The organism is Microbacterium sp. AG238, assembly GCF_003610405.1.
Lineage (GTDB): Bacteria > Actinomycetota > Actinomycetes > Actinomycetales > Microbacteriaceae > Microbacterium.
The window spans coordinates 632,712-658,671 of the sequence record NZ_RAQC01000001.1; the positions used below are offsets into that span (position 1 = coordinate 632,712).

The 25,960-nt window shown below is 69.1% G+C and carries 22 protein-coding genes; 8 read left to right on the top strand and 14 right to left on the bottom strand.

The window, feature by feature from the left end:
- Nucleotides 1-64: 64 nt before the first annotated feature.
- The 4 genes from DEU36_RS03000 to dut form a co-directional block, all read right to left on the bottom strand.
- Entirely contained in the window at nt 65-2,923 is a 2,859-nt protein-coding gene (locus DEU36_RS03000) for an aconitate hydratase (protein WP_120262859.1), read from the bottom strand.
- 133 nt (nt 2,924-3,056) lie between these two features.
- On the bottom strand, nt 3,057-3,824 hold the full coding sequence (locus DEU36_RS03005; RefSeq protein WP_120262860.1) for a DUF3159 domain-containing protein: 768 nt from the start codon (nt 3,822-3,824) through the stop codon (nt 3,057-3,059).
- Complete coding sequence (locus DEU36_RS03010) at nt 3,821-4,399, bottom strand: DUF3710 domain-containing protein (RefSeq protein WP_120262861.1); 579 nt, start codon at nt 4,397-4,399, stop codon at nt 3,821-3,823. The genes DEU36_RS03005 and DEU36_RS03010 overlap by 4 nt, the downstream gene beginning before the upstream one ends.
- Nucleotides 4,396-4,848 (bottom strand): dUTP diphosphatase, encoded by a 453-nt coding sequence (gene dut, locus DEU36_RS03015; RefSeq protein ID WP_183045271.1) that lies wholly within the window; start codon nt 4,846-4,848, stop codon nt 4,396-4,398. Before dut ends, DEU36_RS03010 begins: the two co-directional genes overlap by 4 nt.
- A 12-nt stretch (nt 4,849-4,860) precedes the next feature.
- Here dut and DEU36_RS03020 point away from each other — a divergent pair, with 12 nt between their 5' ends.
- Nucleotides 4,861-5,376, top strand: coding sequence for a DUF3093 domain-containing protein (locus DEU36_RS03020; RefSeq protein WP_120262862.1), 516 nt, complete (start codon nt 4,861-4,863; stop codon nt 5,374-5,376).
- A 43-nt stretch (nt 5,377-5,419) separates the two neighbouring features.
- On the opposite strand, the gene DEU36_RS03025 is transcribed toward DEU36_RS03020, so the two are convergent.
- Nucleotides 5,420-5,713 (bottom strand): DUF4193 domain-containing protein, encoded by a 294-nt coding sequence (locus DEU36_RS03025; protein WP_023951316.1) that lies wholly within the window; start codon nt 5,711-5,713, stop codon nt 5,420-5,422.
- A 228-nt stretch (nt 5,714-5,941) separates the two neighbouring features.
- Here DEU36_RS03025 and sepH point away from each other — a divergent pair, with 228 nt between their 5' ends.
- A complete protein-coding gene (gene sepH / locus DEU36_RS03030; RefSeq protein WP_120262863.1) occupies nt 5,942-6,976 on the top strand; it encodes a septation protein SepH in 1,035 nt (344 codons plus the stop codon).
- Between the two features lie 18 nt (nt 6,977-6,994).
- Here sepH and DEU36_RS03035 read toward each other — a convergent pair whose 3' ends face one another.
- Nucleotides 6,995-8,122 (bottom strand): alkaline phosphatase family protein, encoded by a 1,128-nt coding sequence (locus DEU36_RS03035; protein ID WP_120262864.1) that lies wholly within the window; start codon nt 8,120-8,122, stop codon nt 6,995-6,997.
- Nucleotides 8,123-8,185: 63 nt separating this feature from the next.
- Here DEU36_RS03035 and DEU36_RS03040 point away from each other — a divergent pair, with 63 nt between their 5' ends.
- The gene (locus DEU36_RS03040; RefSeq protein ID WP_120262865.1) at nt 8,186-10,645 is read left to right on the top strand and encodes a DNA topoisomerase (ATP-hydrolyzing) subunit A; all 2,460 of its coding nucleotides are present in this window, start codon (nt 8,186-8,188) and stop codon (nt 10,643-10,645) included.
- Between the two features lie 131 nt (nt 10,646-10,776).
- Here the strand turns inward: DEU36_RS03040 and DEU36_RS03045 are convergent, their stop codons facing one another.
- Nucleotides 10,777-12,846 (bottom strand): type IIA DNA topoisomerase subunit B, encoded by a 2,070-nt coding sequence (locus tag DEU36_RS03045; protein ID WP_396652149.1) that lies wholly within the window; start codon nt 12,844-12,846, stop codon nt 10,777-10,779.
- A 194-nt stretch (nt 12,847-13,040) separates the two neighbouring features.
- Between DEU36_RS03045 and DEU36_RS03050 the strand changes: the two genes are divergently transcribed.
- Nucleotides 13,041-13,259, top strand: coding sequence for a hypothetical protein (locus DEU36_RS03050; protein ID WP_023951321.1), 219 nt, complete (start codon nt 13,041-13,043; stop codon nt 13,257-13,259).
- A gap of 80 nt (nt 13,260-13,339) precedes the next feature.
- Here the strand turns inward: DEU36_RS03050 and DEU36_RS03055 are convergent, their stop codons facing one another.
- The 5 genes from DEU36_RS03055 to DEU36_RS03075 all read right to left on the bottom strand — a co-directional run bounded on the left by DEU36_RS03055 (nt 13,340) and on the right by DEU36_RS03075 (nt 18,595).
- Nucleotides 13,340-14,347, bottom strand: coding sequence for a sugar-transfer associated ATP-grasp domain-containing protein (locus DEU36_RS03055; RefSeq protein WP_120262866.1), 1,008 nt, complete (start codon nt 14,345-14,347; stop codon nt 13,340-13,342).
- A 50-nt stretch (nt 14,348-14,397) separates the two neighbouring features.
- Nucleotides 14,398-15,420 carry a sugar-transfer associated ATP-grasp domain-containing protein gene (locus DEU36_RS03060; protein ID WP_120262867.1) on the bottom strand — a complete coding sequence of 341 codons (1,023 nt, stop codon included), beginning with the start codon at nt 15,418-15,420 and terminating at the stop codon, nt 14,398-14,400.
- Nucleotide 15,421: 1 nt separating this feature from the next.
- Nucleotides 15,422-16,120 carry a coenzyme F420-0:L-glutamate ligase gene (locus DEU36_RS03065; protein ID WP_120262868.1) on the bottom strand — a complete coding sequence of 233 codons (699 nt, stop codon included), beginning with the start codon at nt 16,118-16,120 and terminating at the stop codon, nt 15,422-15,424.
- A complete protein-coding gene (locus DEU36_RS03070) occupies nt 16,117-17,436 on the bottom strand; it encodes an RNA polymerase sigma factor (RefSeq protein WP_120262869.1) in 1,320 nt (439 codons plus the stop codon). Before DEU36_RS03070 ends, DEU36_RS03065 begins: the two co-directional genes overlap by 4 nt.
- A 232-nt stretch (nt 17,437-17,668) precedes the next feature.
- A complete protein-coding gene (locus DEU36_RS03075; RefSeq protein ID WP_120262870.1) occupies nt 17,669-18,595 on the bottom strand; it encodes a proteasome assembly chaperone family protein in 927 nt (308 codons plus the stop codon).
- Between the two features lie 91 nt (nt 18,596-18,686).
- Here DEU36_RS03075 and DEU36_RS03080 point away from each other — a divergent pair, with 91 nt between their 5' ends.
- The 3 genes from DEU36_RS03080 to sucB all read left to right on the top strand — a co-directional run bounded on the left by DEU36_RS03080 (nt 18,687) and on the right by sucB (nt 23,294).
- Nucleotides 18,687-20,153: a leucyl aminopeptidase gene (locus tag DEU36_RS03080; RefSeq protein ID WP_120262871.1), complete on the top strand. Its 1,467-nt coding sequence runs from the start codon at nt 18,687-18,689 to the stop codon at nt 20,151-20,153.
- Nucleotides 20,150-21,520, top strand: a complete 1,371-nt coding sequence (lpdA, locus tag DEU36_RS03085) for a dihydrolipoyl dehydrogenase (RefSeq protein ID WP_120262872.1) — start codon at nt 20,150-20,152, stop codon at nt 21,518-21,520. Before DEU36_RS03080 ends, lpdA begins: the two co-directional genes overlap by 4 nt.
- Nucleotides 21,521-21,584: 64 nt before the next feature.
- Nucleotides 21,585-23,294, top strand: coding sequence for a 2-oxoglutarate dehydrogenase, E2 component, dihydrolipoamide succinyltransferase (gene sucB / locus DEU36_RS03090; RefSeq protein WP_120262873.1), 1,710 nt, complete (start codon nt 21,585-21,587; stop codon nt 23,292-23,294).
- An 18-nt stretch (nt 23,295-23,312) separates the two neighbouring features.
- Here the strand turns inward: sucB and DEU36_RS03095 are convergent, their stop codons facing one another.
- Nucleotides 23,313-24,590 (bottom strand): hypothetical protein, encoded by a 1,278-nt coding sequence (locus DEU36_RS03095; protein WP_120262874.1) that lies wholly within the window; start codon nt 24,588-24,590, stop codon nt 23,313-23,315.
- 120 nt (nt 24,591-24,710) lie between these two features.
- Here DEU36_RS03095 and DEU36_RS03100 point away from each other — a divergent pair, with 120 nt between their 5' ends.
- Entirely contained in the window at nt 24,711-25,421 is a 711-nt protein-coding gene (locus DEU36_RS03100; RefSeq protein ID WP_120264329.1) for a DUF4191 domain-containing protein, read from the top strand.
- A 27-nt stretch (nt 25,422-25,448) separates the two neighbouring features.
- Here DEU36_RS03100 and DEU36_RS03105 read toward each other — a convergent pair whose 3' ends face one another.
- A complete protein-coding gene (locus DEU36_RS03105) occupies nt 25,449-25,883 on the bottom strand; it encodes an RDD family protein (RefSeq protein WP_259455196.1) in 435 nt (144 codons plus the stop codon).
- Nucleotides 25,884-25,960: the final 77 nt, after the last annotated feature.

A 25,960-nucleotide genomic window follows, 5' to 3' on the forward strand; every position in this document is an offset into this window, starting at 1 on the left:
GCGGGATGCACGAGAGGCCGGAGCTCGACGCTCCGGCCTCTCGTGGGCTACGCGGCTGGCAGGCTCAGACGAGCGAGCGCAGCACGTACTGGAGGATGCCGCCGTTGCGGTAGTAGTCCGCCTCACCGGGGGTGTCGATGCGGACGATCGCGTCGAACTCGACGGTCTGCTTGCCCTCGGGCGAGAACTCGCTCGGCTCGGCCACGACCTTCACCGTCTTGGGGGTGATACCGTCGTTGAGCTGCTCGAGGCCCGTGATCGAGATGACCTCGGTGCCGTCGAGTCCGAGCGACTTCCAGCTCTCTCCCGCCGGGAACTGCAGGGGAACGACGCCCATGCCGATGAGGTTCGAGCGGTGGATGCGCTCGAAGCTCTCGGTGATGACGGCCTTCACGCCGAGCAGGTTGGTGCCCTTGGCGGCCCAGTCACGCGACGAGCCCGAGCCGTACTCCTTGCCGCCGAAGATCACCAGCGGAGTGCCCTGCGCCTGGTAGTTCTGGCTCGCGTCGTAGATGTACGACTGCGGGCCGCCCTCCTGGGTGAAGTCACGTGTGTAACCGCCCTCGACGACCTTGCCGTCGTTGACCGCTGCCGTGAGCTCGTTCTTCAGGCGGATGTTGGCGAAGGTGCCGCGGATCATGACCTCGTGGTTGCCACGACGCGAGCCGTAGGAGTTGAAGTCCTTCTGCGCGACGCCGTGCTCGGTGAGGTACTGCGCCGCCGGAGTGCCGGCCTTGATGTTTCCCGCCGGGCTGATGTGGTCGGTCGTCACGGAGTCGCCGAGAGTAGCCATGACTCGCGCGCCGGTGATGTCGGCGACCGGGGTCAGCTCCATCTGCATGCCGTCGAAGTACGGCGCCTTGCGGACGTAGGTCGAGTTCTCGTCCCACTCGAAGACGGGGCCGGTGGGCGTGGGCAGGTTCTTCCAGCGCTCGTCGCCGTCGAAGACGGTGGCGTACTGCTTGATGAACTGCTCGCGCGAGATCGACGAGTCGATGATCTCCTGGACCTCGTCGGGAGCGGGCCAGATGTCCTTGAGGAAGACGTCGTTGCCGTCCGAGTCCTTGCCGAGAGCGTCGGTCTCGAAGTCGAAGTTCATCGACCCGGCCAGGGCGTAAGCGACGACCAGCGGCGGCGAGGCGAGGTAGTTCATCTTCACGTCGGGGCTGATGCGACCCTCGAAGTTGCGGTTACCCGAGAGCACCGCGGTGACGGCGAGGTCGTTCTCGTTGATCGCGGCCGAGACCTCTTCGATCAGCGGTCCGGAGTTTCCGATGCAGATCGTGCAGCCGTAGCCGACGGTGTAGAAGCCGAGGTTCTCGAGGTCCTTGTCGAGGCCCGACTTCTCGTAGTAGTCGGTGACGACCTTCGACCCCGGGCCGAGCGTGGTCTTGACCCACGGCTTGCGGGTGAGCCCGCGCTCCGATGCCTTGCGGGCCAGCAGCCCCGCGGCGATCATGACCGACGGGTTCGAGGTGTTGGTGCATGAGGTGATCGCCGCGAGGGTGACCGCACCGTTGTCGAGCATGTAGCTCTCGCCGGACGGCTGCGTCACCTTCACCGGGTTGGATGCCGCGTGGGGCGCACCGCTCGAGAGCAATCCCGCGTGCGCGTGGTCGTGCTGGTGCGAGACGGTGTCGTCCGAGAGAGTCTCGTGCTCGACGCCGGGTCCGTTGCCCGGGTCGGATGCGGGGAACGTGCCCTCGACCTCGACCGGCTCGTCGGCGGTCGTCGCGTAGTTGAGGATGTCCTTCGCGAACTGCTCCTTCGACTCCGACAGGAGGATGCGGTCCTGCGGCCGCTTCGGGCCTGCGATCGAGGGGACGACCGTCGAGAGGTCGAGCTCCATGTACTCGCTGTAGGTCGCCTCGTTCGCGGGGTCGTGCCACAGCGACTGCGCCTTCGCGTATGCCTCGACGAGCGCCACGGTCTGCTCGTCGCGGCCGGTCAGACGCAGGTACTCGAGGGTGACATCGTCGATGGGGAACATCGCGGCCGTCGAGCCGAACTCCGGGCTCATGTTGCCGATCGTGGCGCGGTTGGCCAGCGGGACCGAGCCGACGCCGGCACCGTAGAACTCGACGAACTTGCCGACCACGCCGTGCTTGCGGAGCATGTCGGTGATGGTCAGGACGACGTCGGTCGCGGTGACGCCCGCGGGAATCTCGCCGGTGAGCTTGAAGCCCACCACCCGCGGGATGAGCATCGAGACGGGCTGACCCAGCATCGCGGCCTCTGCCTCGATACCGCCGACGCCCCAGCCCAGGACGCCCAGACCGTTGACCATCGTGGTGTGCGAGTCGGTGCCGACGCAGGTGTCGGGGTACGCACGGAGAACGCCGTCGACGTTGCGGTCGTAGATGACCTTGGCGAGGTGCTCGATGTTCACCTGGTGGACGATGCCGGTGCCCGGCGGGACGACCTTGAAGTCGTCGAACGCGCCCTGGCCCCAGCGCAGGAACTGGTAGCGCTCGCCGTTGCGCTCGTACTCGATCTCGACGTTGCGCTCGAGCGCGTTCTCGCTGCCGAAGAGGTCGGCGATGACGGAGTGGTCGATGACCATCTCAGCGGGCGAGAGCGGGTTGATGCGGTTCGGGTCGCCGCCGAGTGCCGTGACCGCCTCGCGCATCGTGGCGAGGTCGACGATGCAGGGCACGCCGGTGAAGTCCTGCATGACGACGCGGGCCGGGGTGAACTGGATCTCGGTGTCGGGCTCAGCCGAGGCGTCCCACGAACCCAAGGCGCGGATCTGCTCCTGCGTCACGTTCGCGCCGTCCTCGGTGCGCAAGAGGTTCTCGAGCAGCACCTTGAGGCTGAAGGGAAGTCGGTCGTAACCCTCGACCGTGTCGGTCCGGAAGATCTCGTAGTCGGTGCTGCCGACCGTCAGGGTGCTCTTGGCTCCGAAGCTGTCAACAGTGGACACGTCTGCTCTCCTTCATCGGCGGGCCGCACGCTCGCGCGCACTGTCCCATCATCCCCTCGCCGCACCGGTCGATCTAGTGAGGCGACCCTTAGTCGGATCGGGGGAAATTTATCTTGACGTCAAGATAAATGTATCACTCGGCGCGCTGCTTATAGAGCGCGCGCACGGCGAGCCAGGTGACGGCTGCCAGCGGCGCGAACAGCGGAAGCCCCATGATGAGCTTCAGCGTGCCGAGGGCGGCGACCTCGTCGGCGAAGTACAGCGGCAGCTGCACGGCGAGGCGGAGGTAGAACAGTGCCGCCCACGCGATGGCGAGCCAGAAGTAGACACGGCGCTTGCGCTTGTCGCTGCGCCACGCGATTCCCTCGTTCATGAGGAATCCGGCCGCGAGGCCGATGAGCGACCACCCGATCAGAGCCGAGACGAGGAAGGCCGTGCCGTAGGCGGCGTTGGTGATCAGCCCCGGGATGAAGTTGTCCTGGCCACGCCCCGTCCACAGCGCGAGGCCCGCGGCTGCAGCGGTGGCGACGAGACCGCCGAAGGCCGCGCTGGCGGGGCCCCGCTGAATGAGGCGCAGAAGAGTGAATACGGCGGCGACACCCACCGACAGACCGAGCGACAACCAGAGGTTCGCCTCGCGCGTCTCGGGGTCGGTCGTCAGCGTGAACACCACGATGAACACGAGGCCCGGCAGGACCGCTTCGACGATGCCGCGGAATCCGCCCATCGCACGCCACACGACTCCCCCCGTCGTGGCGTTCGTCTCGGGATCGAAACCCGCCTTGCGGGCGGCCTCGCCGAGTGCCGCCCCCAGGACGCCGGACGCGGGGGGCGCGGGCTCCGGCGGAGTCAGGTCGACGGAGCGTTCGGACGCGGCGTCGGCCCGTTCGTCGCGGTTCACGCCGAGCCGGGGGTCGCCGGCATCTTCAGCGGGATGAGGTCGCGTGGCGGCATCGGGGACCCCCCGCGCACCACCACGAGCGACCGGAACAGGTCTTCGACCTGCGCGGCTGCCTCGACGTCGTTCGTGGCCGCGCCGCCGATGACCCCGCGGAGGAACCAGCGCGGACCGTCGACGCCGACGAACCGCGCGAGGCGCTTGCCGCTGCCCTCCGCCCCGGCGATCACCGGGACCTCAGCCAGCAGCTCGGGACCGAGCGGTCCCTCGCGCTCCTCGACACGGCCGCCCTGCTGCCGCACCTGCTGGCGGATCTGCTCGCGCGTCTCCTCCCACAGGCCCGTCGAGCGAGGCGCCGCGAACGGCTGCACCTGCAGCGTCGACCCGGCGTAATCGAGACCGACGGCCACGATGCGCTTCGTCTGCTCCTCCACCTCGAGGCGCAGGTTCAGGCCCTCACGGGGCAGCACCTTGATGCCGCCGAGGTCGATGTAGGGCCGGACCGGATTGGCCTCGGACTCGTCGAACGGTCCGGCCGTGGCGCGGTCGGCGGGTGCGGACTTCGCGTCTTCGCTCATGCGGATACTCCTGTCTTCTGGTACCCGGTCGAGCCGAACCCGCCCTCGCCGCGGACGCTCTCGGGCAGAGCGTCGACGGGAATGAAACGGGCCCGGGTGACCGGCATGACGATCACCTGCGCGATACGGTCGCCCGGCTCGATGTCGTAGGCCTCGGATGTGTCGGTGTTCAGAAGGGTGACCTTGATCTCGCCGCGGTAGCCGGCATCGACCGTTCCCGGGGAGTTCACCACGGTGATCCCGTGCTTGGCGGCGAGCCCGCTGCGCGGAACCACGAAGGCGGCGAAGCCGTCGGGCAGGGCGATACGCACACCGGTTGCCACGAGCGCGCGCTGCCCGGGTGCGAGCCGCACCGACTCGGTGGAGACGAGATCTGCTCCCGCATCCCCCGGGTGGGCGTACACGGGAACGTTCGCGGCGATAATGGGGACGTCCACGGATTCGGTCACCCCACGAGGCTAATGCACAGTTCCGCCCCCGCCACCCCGCCCACCGCGCGCTATCGCGAGCGCCTGAGCCCCTCGCTGTGGGCACTCGTGAGCGCTGCCGTCTGCGGTCCCATGGTCGCGCTCGTGCTCGCCCCGCTCGACTCGGTCGTCGGGCTGCTCGCAGGCATCGCCGTCGGCGCCCTCGTCGTCGCCGGCCTCATCGCGATGTCACCCGTGATCGAGATCTCCGACGGCCGCCTGCGCGTCGGCCGCGCGAACATCGAGCTCGGCTATCTCGGCGAGATCGAGACCCTGACCGGAGACGACGCGCGACAGGCGCGCGGGCCCGGCCTGTCGCCGGCGTCCTGGCACCTGCTGCGGGGCGGCATCGACGGGGTGGTCCGTGTCGCCGTCGAGGACGAGGACGACCCCGTCACGCATTGGGTGTTCTCGTCCAGGACACCGGTCCGGGTCGCCGCGGTGATCCGGAGCGCCCGCGCCGCAGCCGGCTCCCCCGCTCCCGAAGCATCGCCCAGCGCAAAAGACTGACCCCCGGCGCCGGAGCGTCGAGGGTCAGCGAGAGTCGTGGTCGTCAGGCGGCGCACTCGGTGCAGATCGCGCCGACCTTGGTCTCGTGGTCGATCTGCGTGCGGTGCTTCACGAGGAAGCACTCCATGCACGTGAACTCGTCCTCCTGCGGGGGAAGGACGACGACGTCGAGCTCGAGGTCCGAGAGATCCGCCCCGGGAAGCTCGAAGCCCGACGGGTTGTCGGCGTCCTCGTTGTCGATCGAGCCCGACGACTTGTCGGGCACGCGCTCCTTCAGGGCCTCGATCGACTCGCTGTCGTCCTCGGTCTTGCGGGGTGCGTCGTAATCCGTAGCCATGTCGAAAGGCCTCTACTTCCAGGTGTTGCCGGTTGCCGCGCCGAGTGGGGCGGCGATAGTTTGCATGACCGGCGCGCATTTCGCAAAACGTCGCGGAAGATCCTTCCGGGAACGGATGCGGATGACCGGTTCGCCCCCCGAAACCGACGGCGCGCCCCGGATATTCCCGCGGTCCCCGGATGCCTGTGACACCATGACGGCACACGTATCGCTGGGAGGGTTCTGCGCATGGAACAGCTCAAGGTCATCGGGACCGAGGAGGGCATCCTCGTCCTCGCCACCGAGTCCGGGGAGCGCTTCGCGTTGCCGGTGAACGAGACGCTGCGCGCACAACTGCGCCGCGCTCGCCCGGCGGACGAACCGCGCGCGCCCCGCCCCAGCCCGCGCGAGATCCAGTCGCACATCCGGGCCGGCATGAGCGCCGCGGATGTCGCCACCCTCCTCGGCATCCGGGTCGAGGATGTCGTGCGATACGAGCGGCCGATCATCGCCGAGCGCGAGCACATCGTCGGGCAGGCGCTCGCGGTACCGGTCCTCATCGCAGGTGAGCTCGAGCCCGACGCGCAGCCGACCTTCGGCACCGCCGTGCGCACGAAGCTCGCCGAGGCGGGTGCCGCCGGCGAGCGGTGGAGCAGCTGGCGCGAGCCCGACGGCTGGATCGTGAAGCTCGAGTTCACCGTCGACGAGGTCGAGCACGACGCGCGGTGGTCCTTCGACCCGCGGCGTTCGTCGCTCGCTCCCCTCAACTCCGATGCGACCCAGCTGTCGCGGCAGGGATCGCTGCCCGAGGGGCTGATTCCTCGACTGCGCGCCCTCGACACCCCGCAGGCGAAGGACGACTCGCGGTTCGACAGCGGCGCGTTCGGTCCGCGGCATGCTGCCGCCGAGCCGGAGGCCGCTCCGTCCGGCGCTCTGCGCAGCACGAGTGCGAAGGATGCCGCCATCAAGCGCGCACCCGAGCCCGTCGTGACCTCGTCCGAGACCGCCGATCTGCTCGAGGCTCTCCGCCGGCGCCGTGGTCAGCGCGAGCCGATGCCCGGCGACGATCGCGGCACGGAGACCCGTGAGCGCACACCGGTCGCGTTGTTCGATGCGCTCGAGCCCGGTTATCGCGAGCCCGCCGACCCCGCCCCCGAGCCGGAGACGCCCACTGCGGACGACTCGAATGAGGATGCGGCACCGGAGACGCGCCGCCGCGGCGGCCGCACGTCGATGCCGTCGTGGGACGAGATCGTCTTCGGCGCGCGCAGCGAAGACGCCTGAACGCTCTCGCCTGAACGGTCAGGCGAAGGCGCCGAAACGGACCAGGGGGACGATGCGCTCCTGATCGGTGAGCGAGCCGTGCTGCCCGATCATCCGCTGCGGCTTCTTGTCTGCGAGACGGTCGTCGTAGTACGCGACGCCCGAGCGCGCCGCGACGAGGACATCGCCGATACGCGGGACCACCGCCGGGTCCACCGCACCGAAGAGCCCGGCCTCGACCGCCTCGTCGCGGGTCATCACCCATGACCGGCCGGATTCCGACTCACGCCATCGCGCCGCCACACGCTCGACGGATCCCTCCACCGTATAGAGGTGGAGCATGCGCGGCTCGCCCGCGACGAGCTCGACCTCGTCGAGCAGCTCGTCGCCGTCGCGGAGCAGCACGTGGCGGTGCGCCGGGACGTCGATCATGCCGTGGTCAGCCGTCAGCACGGCGCCGATGCCCGATGCCAGCTGATGATCCCACCGGCGGAGCTCACCATCGAGCGTTTCGAGCTGCGTGGCCCAGCGGTCGCTCTCCCAGCCGTGCGCGTGCCCGATGATGTCGAGCTCCGGGATGTAGACGTAGACGAGCGCGCCCTCGTGCGCTCCCGCGAGCGCCTCCGCCAGGGCGAGACGCTCGCCGATTCCCGATGCCGCGACGAACCCGGCACCGCGGACGGTCGCCGCGGTGAAGCCGGTGGCGGCGTACTGCGCACGGCTCACGACGAAACACCGCCTCCCGCTCGCCGCCTCGCGCTCGAACACGGGCTGAGAACGCTGCCACGCATGCGGGTCGAGGCCGTCCTCCTCCCATCCGGTGAGCTGGTTCGGAGCGGATGCCGTACCCGGCACCCTCACGCGGTAGCCGACGATGCCGTGCTCCCCCGGGAGCACCCCCGTGAAGAGACTGGTCAGCGCCGCCGCCGTCGTCGCCGGGAAGACGGTGCGTGCGGCGTCTCGCTTGGTCATCCGCTCGGAGAGGAATCGGGCGTAGGCCGCCCGCTGCACGAGATTGCCGCGACCGAGCCCGTCGGCGACGATGACGATCGCCGAGCGGGCGGGCATGAACCAGTCGGGTCGACCCGACATGGACGCGATCAGCTGCGGCAGCACACCGGTGAGGCTCCGGGCCGTGGGCGGGTCGGTCGGTAGGCTTGAGGGCATCGCGGACAGTCTCGCACAGACGGCATCCGCACTCCCATCCCCGATCGAGGTCCTCACAGCTCCATGGCCGCATCCCGCACCGCTTCACCCGTCCCCGACCAGCCGGAGCGCATCGAGGACGTCGACGTCTCGGCGGAGATGCAGGGATCATTCCTCGAGTACGCCTACTCGGTCATCTACTCGCGGGCCCTGCCCGACGCGCGCGACGGTCTGAAGCCCGTGCAGCGGCGCATCCTGTTCCAGATGGCCGACATGGGCCTCCGACCCGATAAGGGGCACGTCAAGAGCGCCCGCGTCGTGGGCGAGGTCATGGGTAAGCTCCACCCACACGGCGATTCGGCGATCTACGACGCACTCGTCCGGCTCGCGCAGGACTTCGCGCTCCGGGTGCCCCTGGTCGACGGACACGGCAACTTCGGCTCGCTCGACGACGGTCCCGCCGCGGCCCGCTACACCGAAGCCCGACTGGCTCCCTCGGCGCTCGCCCTCACCGAGAACCTCGACGAGGACGTCGTCGACTTCATCCCGAACTACGACGGTCAGTTCCAGCAGCCCGCGGTGCTGCCAGCGGCCTATCCCAACCTCCTCGTCAATGGAACGACCGGCATCGCCGTCGGCATGGCGACGAACATGGCCCCGCACAACCTCATCGAGGTCGTGTCAGCGGCCGTGCACCTGCTCGAGAACCCCGATGCGACGCTCGACGATCTCATGGAGTTCGTGCCGGGCCCGGACCTGCCCGGCGGCGGCGTGATCGTCGGCCTCGACGGCATCAAGGATGCCTACACCAACGGCCGCGGCACCTTCCGCACCCGCGCGAAGGTCTCGGTCGAGTCGCTCGGACCGCGGCGCACCGGTCTCGTCGTGACCGAGCTGCCCTACATGGTCGGCCCGGAGCGCATCATCGAGAAGATCAAGGATGCCGTCAACGCGAAGAAGCTGACCGGCATCTCCGACGTCCAGGACTTCACCGACCGCAATCACGGGCTGCGCCTCGTCATCACGATCAAGACCGGGTTCGACCCGAACGCGGTGCTCGAGCAGCTCTACCGGTTGACCCCGCTCGAGGACTCGTTCGGCATCAACAACGTCGCGCTCGTCGACGGCCAGCCTCAGACACTCGGACTCAAAGAACTCCTGCGCGTCTACCTCGACCACCGCATCGAGGTCGTCACGCGGCGCAGCCGCTACCGCCTGGCCCGCAAGCAGGAACGCCTGCACCTCGTCGAGGGCCTGCTGATCGCGATCCTCGACATCGACGAGGTCATCCAGGTCATCCGCACGTCCGACGACGGCGAGCAGGCCCGCGGACGCCTGATGGACGTCTTCGACCTCTCCCAGCCGCAGGCCGAGTACATCCTCGAACTGCGCCTGCGTCGACTGACGAAGTTCTCCCGCATCGAGCTCGAGACCGAGCGCGATCAGCTGAAGGCCGAGATCGCGCACCTCGAGGAGCTTCTCGCGAGCGACGTGCTGCTGCGCGCCCAGGTCGCCCGCGAACTCGAGGCCGCGGCTGAGACCTACGGCACGCCCCGGCGTACCCTGCTCCTCAACGGCGGCCCCGTCACCGCACGCTCGGGAAAGAAGGCGGGCGCCGATCTGCAGATCGCCGACGCTCCGTGCCGCGTCTTCCTGTCCGCGACCGGCCGGATGGTGCGAGCCGAGCTCGGCGAGGATCTGCTGAGCAGCGGCATCGTTCCGCCCGCCCGGCGGAGCAAGCACGACGCGATCCGTTCGGCCGTCGATGCGACGGTGCGCGGCGACCTCGGCGCAGTCACGAGCACGGGGCGTCTCGTCCGCTTCTCCCCCGTCGACCTGCCGTCGGTACCCGGCAACAGCGTTCAGCTCGCGGCCGGGTCGAAGGCCGACCAGTACCTCGGCCTCGGTGCCGGCGAGCACGTCGTCGCGATCGTGCCGTTGACCGCCGAGCCTCCCATCGCGATCGGCACGGCGCAGGGCATCGTCAAGCGCGTCGCAGCCACCGAACTCGCGCCCGGCAAGCCCGACGCCGAGATCATCTCGCTCAAGCCCGGCGACCGCGTCGTGGGGGCTGCGCCTGCTCCGGACGGCGCCGAGCTGGTCTTCGTCACCTCCGACGCTCAGCTGCTGCGGTTCGACGCCGCAGCCGTGCGCCCGCAGGGCCGGGCTGCCGGCGGCATGGCGGGTGTCCGCGTCGCGGACGGGGAGCGCGTCATCGCGTTCACCGCGGTGACGGCATCCGAGGACACCGTCGTCGTCACGATCGCGGGGTCGACGCAGTCTCTCGCCGGCGCCGATGCCGGTAGCGGCAAGGTCTCGGCCTTCGCGGAGTTCCCCCCGAAGGGACGCGCGACCGGCGGTGTCCGTGCGCAGCGATTCCTTCGCGGCGAGGACACCTTGACGCTCGCGTGGGTGGGAGACTCGCCCCGCGCGGTCGGCACCGACGGCGCGACCCGGACTCTCCCCGAGGTCGGCGCGAAGCGTGATGCGTCGGGCCAGCCCCTCGACGGCGTCATCGGCGCGGTCGGCACCGTCATCGCCTGAGTCGAACGATTCCCGCGGCGAACGTCGGAGAATGTCACGTATCTCGGACCGAAAGCCGGGACAGCTCCGACGTCCGCGACATTCTCCGAGCCTCGCGCACGCGTCCGCCGTCGCGGACCGGTGCGCGGCGCTCAGGCGTCGATGGCCTCGCGCGAGAGGCGATCGCTCGAGGTGACGATGAAGTCTCGGCGCGGGGCGACCTCGTTGCCCATGAGCAGCTCGAAGACGGCATTGGCCGCGTCGGCATCCTCGACGCGGACCCGGCGGAGCGTGCGCCCGGCGCGGTCCATCGTGGTCGTCGCCAGCTGATCGGCGTCCATCTCGCCGAGGCCCTTGTATCGCTGCACCGGTTCCTGCCACTTCCGGCCCGACTTGCGCAGCTTTGCGAGCAGCGCGTGGAGCTCGGCCTCGGAGTACGTGTAGATCGTCTCGTTGGGCTTCGACCCCGGATTCACGACGACGACGCGATGAAGCGGAGGAACCGCGGCGAACACCCGGCCCTCCTCGATCAAGGGCCGCATGTACCGGAAGAACAGCGTGAGCAGCAGCGTGCGGATGTGCGCACCGTCGACGTCGGCGTCACTCATCAGGATCACCTTGCCGTAGCGCGCGGCGCTCAGATCGAACGAGCGCCCGGAGCCCGCACCGATCACCTGGATGATGGCGGCGCACTCGGCGTTGGAGAGCATGTCGCTCACCGACGCCTTCTGGACGTTGAGGATCTTGCCACGGATGGGGAGGAGTGCCTGGTACTCGCTGTTGCGAGCGTGCTTGGCGGTGCCGAGCGCCGAGTCGCCCTCCACGATGAAGAGCTCGGACTCGGCGACATCGTTGCTGCGGCAGTCGGCCAGCTTCGCCGGCAGCGACGACGACTCGAGAGCCGTCTTGCGTCGCTGGGTCTCCTTGTGGGTGCGCGCCGAGATGCGCGCCTTCATCTCGGAGACGACCTTTTCGAGCAGCTGCCCCGTCTGCGCCTTGTCGTCGCGCTTCGTGGAGGAGAACAGCGCACTCAGCTCGCTGGTGACCACCGAGGCGACGATCTGCCGCACCGCCGGGGTTCCGAGGATCTCCTTGGTCTGCCCCTCGAACTGGGGCTCGGGGAGCCGCACCGTCAGGACCGCGGTGAGCCCGGCGAGGATGTCGTCCTTCTCGAGCTTGTCGTTGCCGACCTTCAGGCGCCGTGCGTTCTGCTCGACCTGGCTGCGGATGACCTTCATCAGACCCTGCTCGAAGCCCTGCTGATGGGTTCCGCCCTTGGGCGTGGCGATGATGTTCACGAATGACCGGGTCACGGTCTCGTAGCTCGTGCCCCAGCGCAGCGCGATGTCGACCTCGCACGAGCGCTCGACCTCGGTCGGCACCATCGCGCCGTTGGCCTGGAGCACCGGAACGGTCTCGGTGAAGGTGCCCGAGCCCGTCAGCCGCCAGGTGTCGGTGATCGGCGCGTCGGGGGCGAGGAACTCGGCGAACTCCGAGATGCCGCCGTCGAACCGGTAGCTCGTCTCGACGCGCTCCTCGCCGCGCTCGTCGACGATGACGATCTCGAGGCCGGGCACGAGGAACGCCGTCTGCCGTGCCCGCTGCACGAGCTCTTCGAGGTGGAAGGCGGCGTCCTTCGTGAAGATCTGACGGTCGGCCCAATAGCGGATGCGGGTACCGGTCGTACCGCGGGGCGCCTTCCCGACCACGCGCAGCTCGGACGCGCGCTCGAACGGGGTGAACTCCGAATCCGGTGTGTCACCGGCGAAGAGTCCGGGCTCGCCGCGGTGGAACGACATGGCATAGGTCTTGCCGGCACGGTCGACCTCGACGTCGAGGCGCTCGGAGAGGGCGTTCACGACCGACGCGCCGACACCGTGGAGTCCGCCCGACGCGGCGTAGGAACCGCCGCCGAACTTGCCGCCGGCGTGCAGCTTGGTGAAAACGACCTCGACGCCTGTCAGTCCGGTACGGGGCTCTACGTCGACGGGGATGCCGCGGGCACGATCGCGTACCTCGACGCTGCCGTCGGCATGGAGGACGATGTCGATGCGCGAACCGTAACCGCCGAGGGCCTCGTCGACGGAGTTGTCGATGATCTCCCAGAGGCAGTGCATGAGGCCCCGGGAGTCGGTCGACCCGATGTACATGCCGGGGCGTTTGCGGACGGCCTCGAGCCCTTCGAGCACCTGGAGGTGGTGGGCGGAATACTCAGCAGTCACGATCTCCAAGAGTATCCGCGGGTGCGGACACGGCGGGGAGGACACACGCGCGCAGAGCGGACCCGGGCCGACGTGCGCGCGGTGAGCGTACGCGCTGAGCGAAATGATCGTCAAATGGGGCATACCCCCGGCTGGTCGTGGTTGTATCGAAGGCACTCAGTTGCACGACCCGATCGACCGAGGAGGCACCCATTATGACCACGAACACTTCCGAGAGCACCGCCGTCCTCGACCACCGCCTGACTGCGGCCGATCGCTGCGACTCGTGCGGCGCGCAGGCTTACATCGCCGCAGAGGTGAACGGCAGCGAACTGCTCTTCTGCGCACACCACGGCCGCAAGTACGAGGAGAAGCTCCGCGCCGTCGCCACCAGCTGGCACGACGAGACCTCTCGCCTGGTCGCCGCCGGCTGAGGCCGGCTCCACGACGAAAGCCCCGAGCATCGCGCTCGGGGCTTTCGCGTTGCCGGGTGCTGCGCGCGCCCGGTCGCGGATCAGAAGCCGACGGCCGCCTGGTAGACGGGGAGCAGGCCGGTGCGCACGCCGGAGGCGGAGGGCTTGGGCTGGAACACGCTCGAGTTGTGGTTGCCCTCGATGACGACCGGTCCGTTCGGCGTGATCGCCAGGTCCCAGCCGACGTAGGGCGCTTCCGGGGTACGGCGGGCGAGCTGCTCGGTGAGAGCGAGCACCTGGTCGAACAACGGAACCGTGAACCCGACGATCTCGGTACCCGTGACCGGGTGTTCACGGTAGACGTTGGAGTTCTTGTCGACCCCCGGGTAGAGCGCGACGCCGTGCTCATCGAGCATCGTGAACATACCGCCGGAGGCGAAGTTGTCGATGACGTCGCCGTTGCCGATCCGCAGCACGCCGGCGAGGAGTCGGACATCGCCCTCCGGGGTGAGGAACGTGATCATCCGGACCGTGTTGACGCTGTCGGGGTAGAGCGAGGCCATCTCGGGGTGCTGAACGATGAACTCATCGACGATGGACTGACCCGCTGCCGTCGCCTCGGCTCGGAACGCGGCGGCATCCGTCACGTTCTCGTGCAGAGTGATCCCACCGCCGCCGTGGCCGTCGAGCGGCTTGGCGAGCACCTTGGGATGGCGGGCGAGGAACGCGCCGAGCTCGGCGTCGTCGACATCCCGCAGATCGAGCGTCTCGCGCCCGAGCAGGTCGGCGTACTCGCGAGCGAAGCGGCGCTTGTCCTCGAGCTTCGCCCGGCCCTCCGGGGTGTTGTGCATGCGCGTGATGCGGAACGACTTCGGGTGCGTCATCCAGGTCGCACGTTCACGGGCGTTGAGCAGACGGATGTCCCACACCGCGTAATCGCGGAAACCCATGTCGTACTTGACGGAGCACCACAGCATGTCGGCGATGATCACCGGCAGCGGCGCCTTCGACACCTTCTGCACCTGCCGGCCGAACTCGACGAGATTGCCGACCCGGACGTTGCGGGCGCGGTCGAGGAGGTAGCCCAGCCGGACGCGTGATCGACCCATTGCTCGTTCTCTCCGTGTTCTCGGTGTTCCGGTTGCGGATCAGCAGACGCTCAGAAGCGCATGGCAGCGCGGTATCGCGGAAGCAGCCCGCGCCTGATGCCCGATACCGACGGCTTCGATTGGAACACACCCGTGTTGTGGTTGCCCTCGATCACGACCGGTCGCTCGGGGGTGATCGCGATGTCCCAGCCGATGTACGGCATCTCCGGAACCCGCCGGGCGAGGCGATCGACGAGCTCGAGGACCTGCGGGTACAACGGAACCTGGTAACCCGTGATGGGCACCCCGGTGATCGGGTGCGTCTCGAAAGGACGACCTTCTTCGTCGCTCGCCGCGTGCAGAGCCCGACCGGCATCGTCGAGCATCGTGTACATGCCGCCGTTGGAGAAGTTGTCGATGACGCCGCCGTTGCCCACCTTGAGGACCGCAGCGAGGACATGCACGACGTCGTCGGGATCGCGATAGGTCACGACGCGCAGCGAGTTGACGCTGCCCGGATAGAGGCGCGCCATCTCCGGATGCTGGACCAGCACCTCCTCGACGAGCGTCTCGCCCGAAGCGAGGAGTTCCTCGCGGAGCGCGGCGACATCATCGATCGAGGCGACCTCGCGCATCGTGATGCCGTTGCCGCCGACTCCCCCGGGGTTCTTCGTGATGACGCGGTCGCGACCGTCGAGGAACGCGGCGAGGGCCGCGGTGTCGGAAGCGGCGACGTCGAGCCACGCGCGTCCGAGCTCGTCGCCGAACCGGTGCGCGAACTGGAGCTTGTCGTCGAAGACACCGCGCACCGAGTTGTCGTTGAGACGCCGCGACAGGTGGAACGACTTCGGGTCGGTCATGTACGTCCGGCGCTCGCGAGCCTTGAGGATGCGGAAGTCCCACTCGGAGTAGTTCTCGAACGTCGTCTCATAACGGACCGCGCACCACGCCATGTCGGCGGCGACCCACCAGACCGGCGCCTTCGAGAGCGCGGCGGACTGGCGGGCGAACTGCAGCACGCGCTCGCGGTCGAACGACACGACACGCCGGACGAAGAAGCGCGCACGCCGGTAGAGCCGATTCACCGCGCCCATGTCAGACCTCGCGGATGACACCGAGCGGCGTCGACTCGTGGCCCTGACCCAGCGGGTTGTCGCGCAGGATCCGCACGAGCCGCTGCTCTCCGGCCTTGTCGAGCGTCGATCCGAGGATGTTGCCGCCGATGTCGTTGATGTCGACGACGGCCACCTCAGCGATACCACCGAGCTGTGACTTGACGCGCGCAGCGACACCCCGAGGATCGGTCGGCCCGAGGACGACCGCCTTGTTGTACGGAGGGATCGTGCCGGAGGTCGGGCCGTCGATCGCGCGCGCCTTGTCTCCCGCGACGCGGTAGAAGTCGCCGCGTCGGCCGAAGAGCTTCGTGACGGCGCTGACAGCCGCGGCGAACAGGATGCGCGGCGTGCCGCACTCGCGAAGCGCCATCTCCATCGTCTCGGGCATGCCGAGGCCGATTCCGTAGGGGGTGCGGGTCACGTACTTCGACAGGAACCTCGCGAGCGGACGCACGCTGATCTCATCGAGCGTGTAGGAGCGACCCTGTGTGATCGCCACGATCTTCTCGGTGACGAACAGCAGATCGCCCGGCTGCACGGTGGGCGCGGCATACTCCGAGATGACGGCGTCGAGATCGTCGCCGGGCATCACCACGCGAGTGCGGATCGGGATCCGCGCGTAGGAGGTGCCGTCGACGACGACCTCGAGAGCCTTGCCCTCGTTGGCGGTGCCGGTCACTCGAGGTAGTCCCGGAGCGACTGCGAACGCGACGGGTGGCGCAGCTTCGCCATCGTCTTCGACTCGATCTGGCGGATGCGCTCGCGCGTGACGCCGAAGGTGTCGCCGATCTGATCGAGCGTCTTGGGCTGACCGTCACCGAGGCCGAAGCGCATGCGGATGACGCCCGCCTCGCGCTCGCTCAGCGAGTCCAGGAGCGACTCGAGCTGGCGTTGCAGCATCGTGAACCCGACCGCGTCGGCCGGGACGACCGCCTCGGTGTCCTCGATGAGGTCACCGAACTCGCTGTCGCCGTCTTCACCGAGCGGGGTGTGCAGCGAGATCGGCTCACGGCCGTACTTCTGCACCTCGATGACCTTCTCGGGCGTCATGTCGAGCTCGCGGCTCAGCTCTTCGGGCGTGGGCTCGCGGCCCAGGTCCTGGAGCATCTGGCGCTGCACGCGGGCGAGCTTGTTGATGACCTCGACCATGTGGACCGGGATACGGATGGTGCGCGCCTGGTCAGCCATTGCCCGGGTGATGGCCTGACGGATCCACCACGTCGCGTACGTCGAGAACTTGAAGCCCTTGGTGTAGTCGAACTTCTCAACCGCACGGATGAGGCCGAGGTTGCCCTCCTGGATCAGGTCGAGGAACTGCATGCCACGACCCGTGTAGCGCTTGGCGAGCGAGACGACCAGACGGAGGTTCGCGCCGAGGAGGTGGCTCTTGGCTCGCTGGCCATCGCGCGCGACCCACTGCAGGTCGAGACCGAGCTGGTTCGACTTCTCGGCAGCCGACATGTGCGACAGCTTCTCTTCGGCGAACAGGCCGGCCTCGATGCGCATCGCGAGCTCGACCTCTTCGGCCGCGTTCAGCAGCGGAACCTTGCCGATCTGCTTGAGGTAGTCCTTGACCGGGTCGGCGGTCGCGCCGGTGATCTGCGTCGAGTAGACGGGGACATCTTCCTCGTCGCTCGACGAGATGACGATGGCACCCGTGGGGAGGGCCTCGGTGACGGCGGGCTTCTTCGGCTCGTCGTCGTCTTCGTCGTCGTCCGCCTTCGCGGCGTCGGCGGGGGCGGCGTCTTCCGAGGCGTCTTCGGCGTCGACCTCGACGTCGACCTCGACGTCCTCGTCGTCCATCTCTTCGTCGTCGGCCTTGGCCTTGGCCTTGGAGGCCTTCGCGGGCGAAGCCTTCTTGGCCGCGGTCTTCTTGGCGGGCGCCTTCTTCGCGGCGCTCTTGGGCGCAGCCTTCGCAGCAGTGGCGGGCGCGTCCTCGACGAGTTCGGTGTCCTCGCTCGCGCGGGTGCGGGTGGTCTTCGTGCCTGACGTCACGGTTAGCCTCTCACCGGTGCGAACGCACCGGGTTCTCGGACACTAGTAAGACCCTTGTCAAGTCCCCCGCCACTCGAACGAACGAGGAGCACAGGATCGACAACGGGTCAGGTCCTTCATTGTCTCATATCTCGTGCGCTGTTCCTGCGCAAGCATTCATTCCTATGAGAACGCCGACCGGGCGTGACGCATTCCCTCCACTCGTGGCGACGTGAGCAGAGAGCTGGGAAGATCAGGAGCGGCCGCGCTTGTCGTCGTCGCCCGGGGGGCGCGACGCGAGGAACCGTTCGAGCTCGGCGGCGAGCTCATCCGCACTCGGAAGATCACCCGTATGGATGATGGGCTGTCCGAGAGCCGAGGCCGCCATGTACGAGTCGTAGCGCTCTTCGAGGGTGTGGAGCATCGTCGTCAGCTCTTCGCTGCCCGAGACCTGGTCCTCGACCTTGTCGAGGTAGTCGCGGTTCTCGTTGCGGAGGGTGTCGCTGTCGAAGACGAGACCGGTCGCGACGCTGAGGCTGTCGAGACCGGCGATGGCGGCCGCGGGGTATTCGGTGTCGCCGAGGTAGTGCGGCACGAGCAGCGCGAAGCCTGCGACGCGCGCATCCGCTTCGGCGAGCCGGAGCTCGAGCAGGTGACCCGCGGTGGCGGGGATCTGGGTGCGGGGCTGCCACACCGAATGAGCCGCCGTCAGCTCCGAACGGGTACCGCTGACCGTCGCGCCGATCGGCCGCGTGTGCGGCACGGGCATCGGGATGGCGTGCACCCAGGTGATCGAGGCGACCTGCATCCCCTCGGCGAGGCCCACGACGGTCTCGGCGAAGGCCTCCCAGGCGAAATCGGGTTCGTAGCCCGCGAGGAGCACGAACGGCTGACCGAGCGAGTCGTGCGCGAGCGATAGCTCCAAGCGCGGCGCGCGGTAATCGGCGAGGTGGTCCTCGTCGAAGGTGACGATCGGTCGGCGTGCGCGGTAGTCGAACAGCACGTCGTTGTCGAAGGCGACGACCGTCGTGGGATCGAGCTCGCCGCGGAAGTACTCCACGATGCGGGAGACGGCGCCTCCGGCGTCGGTGAACCCGGTCAGCGCGATGACGAGCGGCAGTCCCGCGGGGACGGGAGGAGACCCGGCGGCACGTGCGTAAAGCGGTCCGGACAGCGGCATGCTCCAACTCTACGAGGCGCATCCTCGCCCGGAGGCGGCTCGCCCCTCGCTGTCAGCGAACGCCCGCGACGCGCGAACCTAGGATGGGAGGATGCCGTTCCCCGAGATCGCGCACACCAGCGCGCCCGTCACCGAATCCGACGCCGACGCTCTGGTCCTCGCACTGCCGCCGCTCGACGAGCAGACCGACGTCGCCGACTGGCCGGGCATCGCCGCGATGCTCGCCGCCGTCGGCTTCACCGGCGCGCGAGGATCAGTCCACCGCGTGTTCCTGCCCGCCGTGTCGTCGAAGCCCGTCGTGGTCGTCGGGACCGGGTCCGAACCCGACGACCATGCGCTCCGCGACGCCGTCGGCACAGCGGTGCGCGTGACCACCGGGTTCGCGTCGCTCGCCGTCGCCGCACCGCTGGCGGCCGCCGACGCCTGGGGCTCCCTCGCCGAGGGCGCCGCCATCGGCGGATACCGCTTCGCGGGCTACAAGGGCGGCACGCCGAAATCACGGGCGGATCGGGTCACGATCCACTCGCCCGCCACGCCGTCCGCCGACGAGGTCGCCGGGGTGAACGCCCTCGGACGCTCGCTCGCTCTCGTGAAGGACCTCGTCAGCACCCCCGCCGAGTGGCTCTCGCCTGCCGATCTGGCGGAGCGTGCGATCGAGGCGGTCGCAGGGCTGCCGATCGAGGTCGAGGTGCTCGACGAAGAAGAGCTCGAGCGGCAGGGCTTCGGCGGTGTCCTCGGCGTCGGGCAGGGCTCGGACCGTCCGCCCCGCGTCGTCCGCGTGGAGTACTCCCCCGCCGGGGCCGAGCGCCACGTCGCTCTGGTCGGCAAGGGCATCACGTTCGATACGGGCGGTCTCTCGCTCAAGCCGCCCGCGAGCATGGTCGGCATGAAGTACGACATGGCCGGCGCCGCAACGGTGCTGGCGGTCGTGCAGGCGGCCGCCGCTCTCGCCCTCCCCGTGCGCGTGTCGGCGTGGCTGTGCGTGGCGGACAACATGCCCTCGGGCCGCGCGACGCGCCCCGGTGACGTGCTCCGGATGCTCGATGGGACGACCGTCGAGGTGTTGAACACCGACGCGGAGGGGCGCCTCGTCCTCGCGGACGGCCTCGTCGCCGCCAGCCGTACGCGGCCGGACGCGATCGTCGATGTGGCGACCCTGACCGGCGCGATCATCGTCGCCCTCGGAAACCGGCACACCGGCGTCATGGGCGACGACGATGCCGTCGCCGATTACCTGGCGGCCGCGGAGCGCGCGGGTGAGGCCGCGTGGCAGCTGCCGCTCCCGGCCCACATGGAGGACGAGCTCGACTCCCCGATCGCCGACATGCAGAACGCGAAGATCGGCGACCCCGCCGGCGGTTCGCTGTTCGCCGGACTGTTCCTGCAACGCTTCGTCGGCCGTACCGGCGAGGACGAGGACGCACCCCGCATCCCGTGGGTCCACCTCGACATCGCCGGGTCTGGCACCACGAAGGCGGCCTTCGGCGGAACCGACAAGGGGCCGACCGCCGCGACCGTCCGCTCGCTCGTTGAGTTCCTGCGAGGGCCGCAGCGATGAGCGATCACAGCGCCGATCTGGTCATCCTCGGTGGTGGCAGCGGGGGCTACGCCACGGCGCTCCGCGCCGCCGAGCTCGGGTCGTCGGTCGTTCTCATCGAGAAGGACAAGCTCGGCGGCACGTGCCTGCACCGCGGCTGCATCCCCACGAAGGCGCTGCTGCACTCCGCCGAGGTCGCCGACAACGTCCGGGGCTCGGACCACGTCGGCGTCCGCGCCGCGTTCGAAGGAATCGACGTCGCCGCCGTCCACGCGTACCGCGAGGGCATCGTGGCGAAGAAGCACAAAGGTCTCGAAGGACTGATCGCAGCGCGGAAGATCACCGTCGTTCACGGCGAGGGCCGTCTCGACGCTGACGGCGGCGTGGTCGTCGGCGACGATCGCTACCGCGGCACGGACGTCGTGCTGGCCACCGGTTCGTACAGCCGATCGTTGCCCGGTCTCGAGCTCTCCGACCGGATCATCACGAGCGAGGGTGCCCTCGCGCTCCCCACGGTGCCGCGGCATGCCGTCATCCTCGGCGGCGGCGTCATCGGGGTCGAGTTCGCCAGCATCTGGCGCTCCTTCGGCGCCGAGGTGACGATCATCGAGGCGCTCGACCGGCTGCTGCCCGCCGAGGACGCCGCGATGAGCAAAGCCCTCGAACGAGCGTTCCGCAAGCGCGGCATCGCCTCGCGCACGGGCGTGCGGTTCAGCGACGCCGAGTCGCGAGCGGACGGCGTCCGAGTCTCGCTCGAGGACGGGACCGTCCTCGACGCCGACGTCTTGCTCGTCGCGGTCGGCCGCGGCCCGGCGACCGCCGACCTCGGCTTCGAGGATGCGGGCGTCGAGCTCGACCGCGGCTTCGTCCGCGTCGACGAGCGGCTTCGCACGACGCGCGCACACGTGTGGGCCGTCGGCGATATCGTGCCCGGACTGCAGCTCGCCCACCGCAGCTTCCAGCAGGGCATCTTCGTCGCCGAGGAGATCGCGGGGCTGCGTCCGACTGTCATCCCCGACAGCCTCGTTCCCCGTGTGACCTACAGCAGCCCCGAGGTCGCCTCGGTCGGTCTGACCGAAGAGCAGGCACGCGCCGCGCACGGCGACGCCGTCGTCGTCCGCGAGTACAACCTCGCGGGAAACGGAAAGAGCGAGATCCTCGGCACAGCCGGCCTCGTCAAGGTCGTTCGCCGTCTCGACGGCCCCATTCTCGGGGTGCACCTCGCCGGCGACCGTGTCGGCGAACTCATCACCGAAGGTCAGCTCGCCGTGGGCTGGGAAGCCCACCCCGAGGACATCGCACCATTCATCCACGCCCATCCGACCCAGAGCGAAGCTCTCGGAGAAGCATTCCTGGCGCTGGCGGGCAAACCGCTGCATGCGCTCTGACCGGTCGACCGATGCAGATCAGTAAGCTAGAAAGACATCGGCATTTCTTGAAGGAGACAGATTCATGAGCACTTCCGTGGTCCTCCCCGCGCTCGGAGAGAGCGTCACCGAGGGAACGGTGACCCGCTGGCTCAAGAAGGTCGGTGACACCATCCAGGAAGACGAGGGTCTTCTCGAGATCTCCACCGACAAGGTGGACACCGAGATTCCGTCGCCCGTGAGCGGCGTCATCGAAGAGATCCTCGTGCAGGAGGACGAGACCGTCGAGGTCGGCGCCGTCCTGGCGAAGATCGGCGACGGTTCGGGAGCGCCCTCCAGCGACGCCCCGTCCGAGCAGGCTCCGGCCGAAGAGGCACCCGCCCCCGCGCAGGAGGCCCCGGCCGCCGAGGCGCCGACGGAGTCCGCACCGCAGCAGTCGGAGGCCGCTCCGGCAGCGTCCGGCGACGCGAAGGATGTCGTGCTCCCCGAGCTCGGCGAGAGCGTCACCGAGGGCACCGTCACCCGCTGGCTCAAGCAGATCGGCGACGACGTCGCCGTCGACGAGCCGCTCCTCGAGATCTCGACCGACAAGGTCGACACTGAGATCCCCGCGCCCTTCGCCGGCACGCTCGTCGAGATCCTCGTCCAGGAGGACGAGACCGTCGAGGTCGGTTCCGCACTCGCTCGCATCGGTTCGGGTGCTCCGGCCCCCGCGGCCGAGGCACCGGCCGCACCCGCAGCCGAGGCCGCACCCGCACCCGAGCCCGAAAAGCCCGCTGCACCGGCCGAGGCACCTGCCCCGCAGTCGGCGCCGGCACCCGCACACCAGCCGGCTCCCGCCTCCGCAGCTCCGACCGCGGAAGCAGCTCCTGCCGACAACGAGGGCGTCACCTACGTGACCCCGCTCGTGCGTCGTCTCGCGCAGCAGCAGGGCGTCGACCTGGCCTCGATCAAGGGCAGCGGCGTCGGCGGGCGCATCCGCAAGGAAGACGTCCTGAAGGCTGCTGAGGCCGCATCGGCCCAGCCCGCCGCGGCTCCCGCCGAGTCCGCCGCCGCGCCTGCCCAGGTCGAGGTCTCGGAGCTTCGCGGCACGCGCGCTCCGATGTCTCGTCTGCGCAAGGTCCTCGCCAAGCGCGCGGTCGAGTCGATGCAGCAGACCGCTCAGCTGACGACCGTCGTCGAGGTGGATGTCACCAAGCTGTCGGCGTTCCGCGACAAGGTGAAGGTCGACTTCAACGAGAAGACCGGGGCGAAGCTGTCGTTCCTGCCCTTCTTCGCCCTTGCCGCCGCCGAGGCGCTTCAGACCTTCCCGATCGTGAACTCCACGGTCGACGGTGAAGAGATCGTCTACCCCGCCACGGAGAACATCTCGATCGCGGTCGACACCGAGCGCGGACTGCTCACGCCCGTGCTGCGCGACGCGGGCTCGAAGAACCTGGCCCAGATCGCTCAGGACATCGCGGACCTCGCTGCACGCACGCGTGACAACAAGCTGAAGCCCGACGAGCTCGCAGGCGGCACGTTCACGATCACGAACACCGGCTCGCGTGGCGCGCTGTTCGACACCCCCGTGGTGTTCCTTCCGCAGTCGGCGATCCTCGGTACCGGCATCGTCTACAAGCGCCCCGGCGTCGTGACGGTCGACGGCAAGGACGCGATCTCGGTGCGCTCGTACGTGTACCTCGCGCTCTCGTACGACCACCGCACCATCGACGGCGCCGACGCAGCGCGCTTCCTGAGCGCGATGAAGGCACGCCTCGAGGGCGCTCAGTTCGAGGGGAACCTCGGCTACTGATCGGCTGAGCCACTCACCTCACGGCTGGTCCGCGACGTCGTACACGTCGCGGACCAGCCTTTTCTCGTCATGAGCGACGACCACGACCACCTGAGCGGGACGCCGTCCGGAAGGATCGTCGACACGCACGACCTCGACCCCACCCAGGTCGTCGAGCACGCGCACCTCGCGCGGAGCGTCGGCTGTCGCGATGCCGTCGGGGAGCGCGGCCTCCGCTCGTTCGAGCAGTGACGCACGGCACGTCGGTTCGTCCGCCCGCCAGCAGTCCGCGAGTTCGTCGATGATACGAGCGGCCGGCTCGGCTGGACGCGTCTCGGCACCTGTGGCGGGGATGGTCGCCTCGTCGAGGGCAAAGCCCTGCGGCCTCGCCGACGGCTCTTCCGTACGCCGCTCGTGCGAGACGGTTCGTGCGTCGGCGTCCGCATCGTGAGGCAGAGAGAACCCCACGACGAGAGTCGCAGCCACCGCACCGAGGGCGACCCACATCACACGTCGCCTACCGGCGAGGCGTGCAGCGCCCGTCGCGGGCCGGCCCCACCGCCGCACGAGGCCGCCCGCCGCACGGCGGATCTCCGCGCGCACCCCCGCTGCCGCTGCCATGACCCGCTTCATGACGTCACCGTCGACGAGTCCCGACGCGGCAGTCGTCACGATGGACGCCGACGGCGAGTCGTCTTCGGATGGACGCGACGGCAGGGGCCGAGCGGGACCCGGCGCCCCCGGCACGAACGGCTCCGGCGTGGCCAGCCCGAACAGATCATCCTCGAGCGTGGGCGCCGCGAACGGCAACGTGACGCGATCCGCCAGGGCCTCGACGACTCGATCGCGCAACGCGCGCGCGATCGCCGCGTCCGGGATGCGGTCGAGCACGATCCGCGAAGAGACGTCCCACGCCCGCGTGCCGGTCGGGACGAGGACGGGGCGCCCATCGCTCGTCGACCACCACTCCCCCTCGCGCCATTCCGATCTCGCGGCGTCCACCGCCCCGCGCAGGACGCTCACCGCGAGCGTCACCGCTTGACCGGGAGTGAGGTCGAACGAGGTCGAGCCGCCGCAGAGGCGCGCGCTGACGAGCGGCAGGATCACGACGGTCGCGTCCGCGACCCGGTCGACGTCGTCGGGCGCGAGAAGGTGACAGCCCGGGACCGCAGACCATAGCTCCTGCGGCACGGACGACGCCGCGACACGGTACGAGGTGCCGCTGCGCGAGGCGAGGATCTCGCCGGGATAGGGCGCCTCGGGCGGAGACACGTGTCTGAGTGGGCCGGGCAGGTCGACGACGGGGAGGGCGTTCATCCTGCCAGCGTGGCGCGGTCGCGCCACGGCTCGGCCCGGTTCACACAGACGTGTGGACGACCGCCGCTCCCGGCCGGTTGTGCAGGCGGAACGGGGCGACCGAAAAGGTAGGCTGTGAGCATGTCGTCCCGCAGCACCGCACCCGAGAAGCGCCCCGGATTCTTCTCCCAGCTCCGCTCCCTGTTCACCTTCACCAAGGAGTACTACAGCTGGCTGCCGTGGTTGCTCATCGGCATCGTGGTGGTCGGCATCGGCCTGGGCGTCCTGGTGGGCTTCCTCATCCCGCCGGGCGCGATCTGGAGCGTCATCCTCTGGGGTGTCACGGGACTGCTCTTCGGCATCCTCGGCGCCATGATCACCATGACGCGGCTGGCCACGCGCGCGATGTACAAGCGCATCGACGGGATGCCGGGTGCGACGGGACACATCATCTCGACCAACCTCGGCCGCAAGTGGCAGGCCTCGGAGATGCCGGTCGGCGTCAACCCCAAGACGCAGGAGGCTGTGTACCGGGCCGTCGGCCGCGGCGGCGTCGTCATCATCGGGGAGGGCGCCCGCGGGCGTCTGACGCGACTCATCAACGACGAGCGCAGCAAGGTCAAGCGCGTCGCCTCGGGAGTGCCGATCCACGTCCTCTATGTCGGACACGGCGAGGACGAGGTGCCCATCGCCAAACTCGCCCCCACCATCAAGGCGCTGCCCAAGGCGATCGACCGGACGACGATGGCCGCCGTCATCAAGCGCATCGAGTCGGTGTCGCAGTCGGTGACCTCGCTGCCGATCCCGAAGGGCGTCGACCCGATGAAGGCGCGCGCCCAGCGCCCACGCTGAGCGCCCCGCCCCCGGAGGCCTGTTGAGTCAGGCGCGGACGAGGATCGTGCCGGCCGCCTTGTCGTGGAGTCCTCGCTGATCGGGATCGAACACCACCGCAGGGATCACCAGCACGAGGAGCAGCGTCCGTACGATCGGACGCCACAGGCCCGTCCATCCGCCGTGCAGGAGCTCGAGACGCAGGCCGACGATGCGATGACCCGGGCTACCCCCGATCAGCGGGATGAAGATGACCTGCAGCGCTGCGAAAACAGTGATCGGCGCGAACTGGGTCACCCCGGCCTCACCCGGAAGAGCGAACTGGTCGAAGCCGAGGAACGCGGTCGCGAGCAGCGTCGCCGCCGCATAGTCGATCACGAGGGCCGCCAGCCGTCGTCCGAGACGGCCGACGCTGCCGGGGCCGTGCTCGGGACGCCCCAACCGCTCGCCGGGATAGGTGTTCTCGCGCAGGGGTTCGGGCACCTGTCCAGCCTAAACGGGGCCGGTGGCGTAACATCCCGGAAACATCCGAGATACTGCCGGGCAACTGGATGCCGATA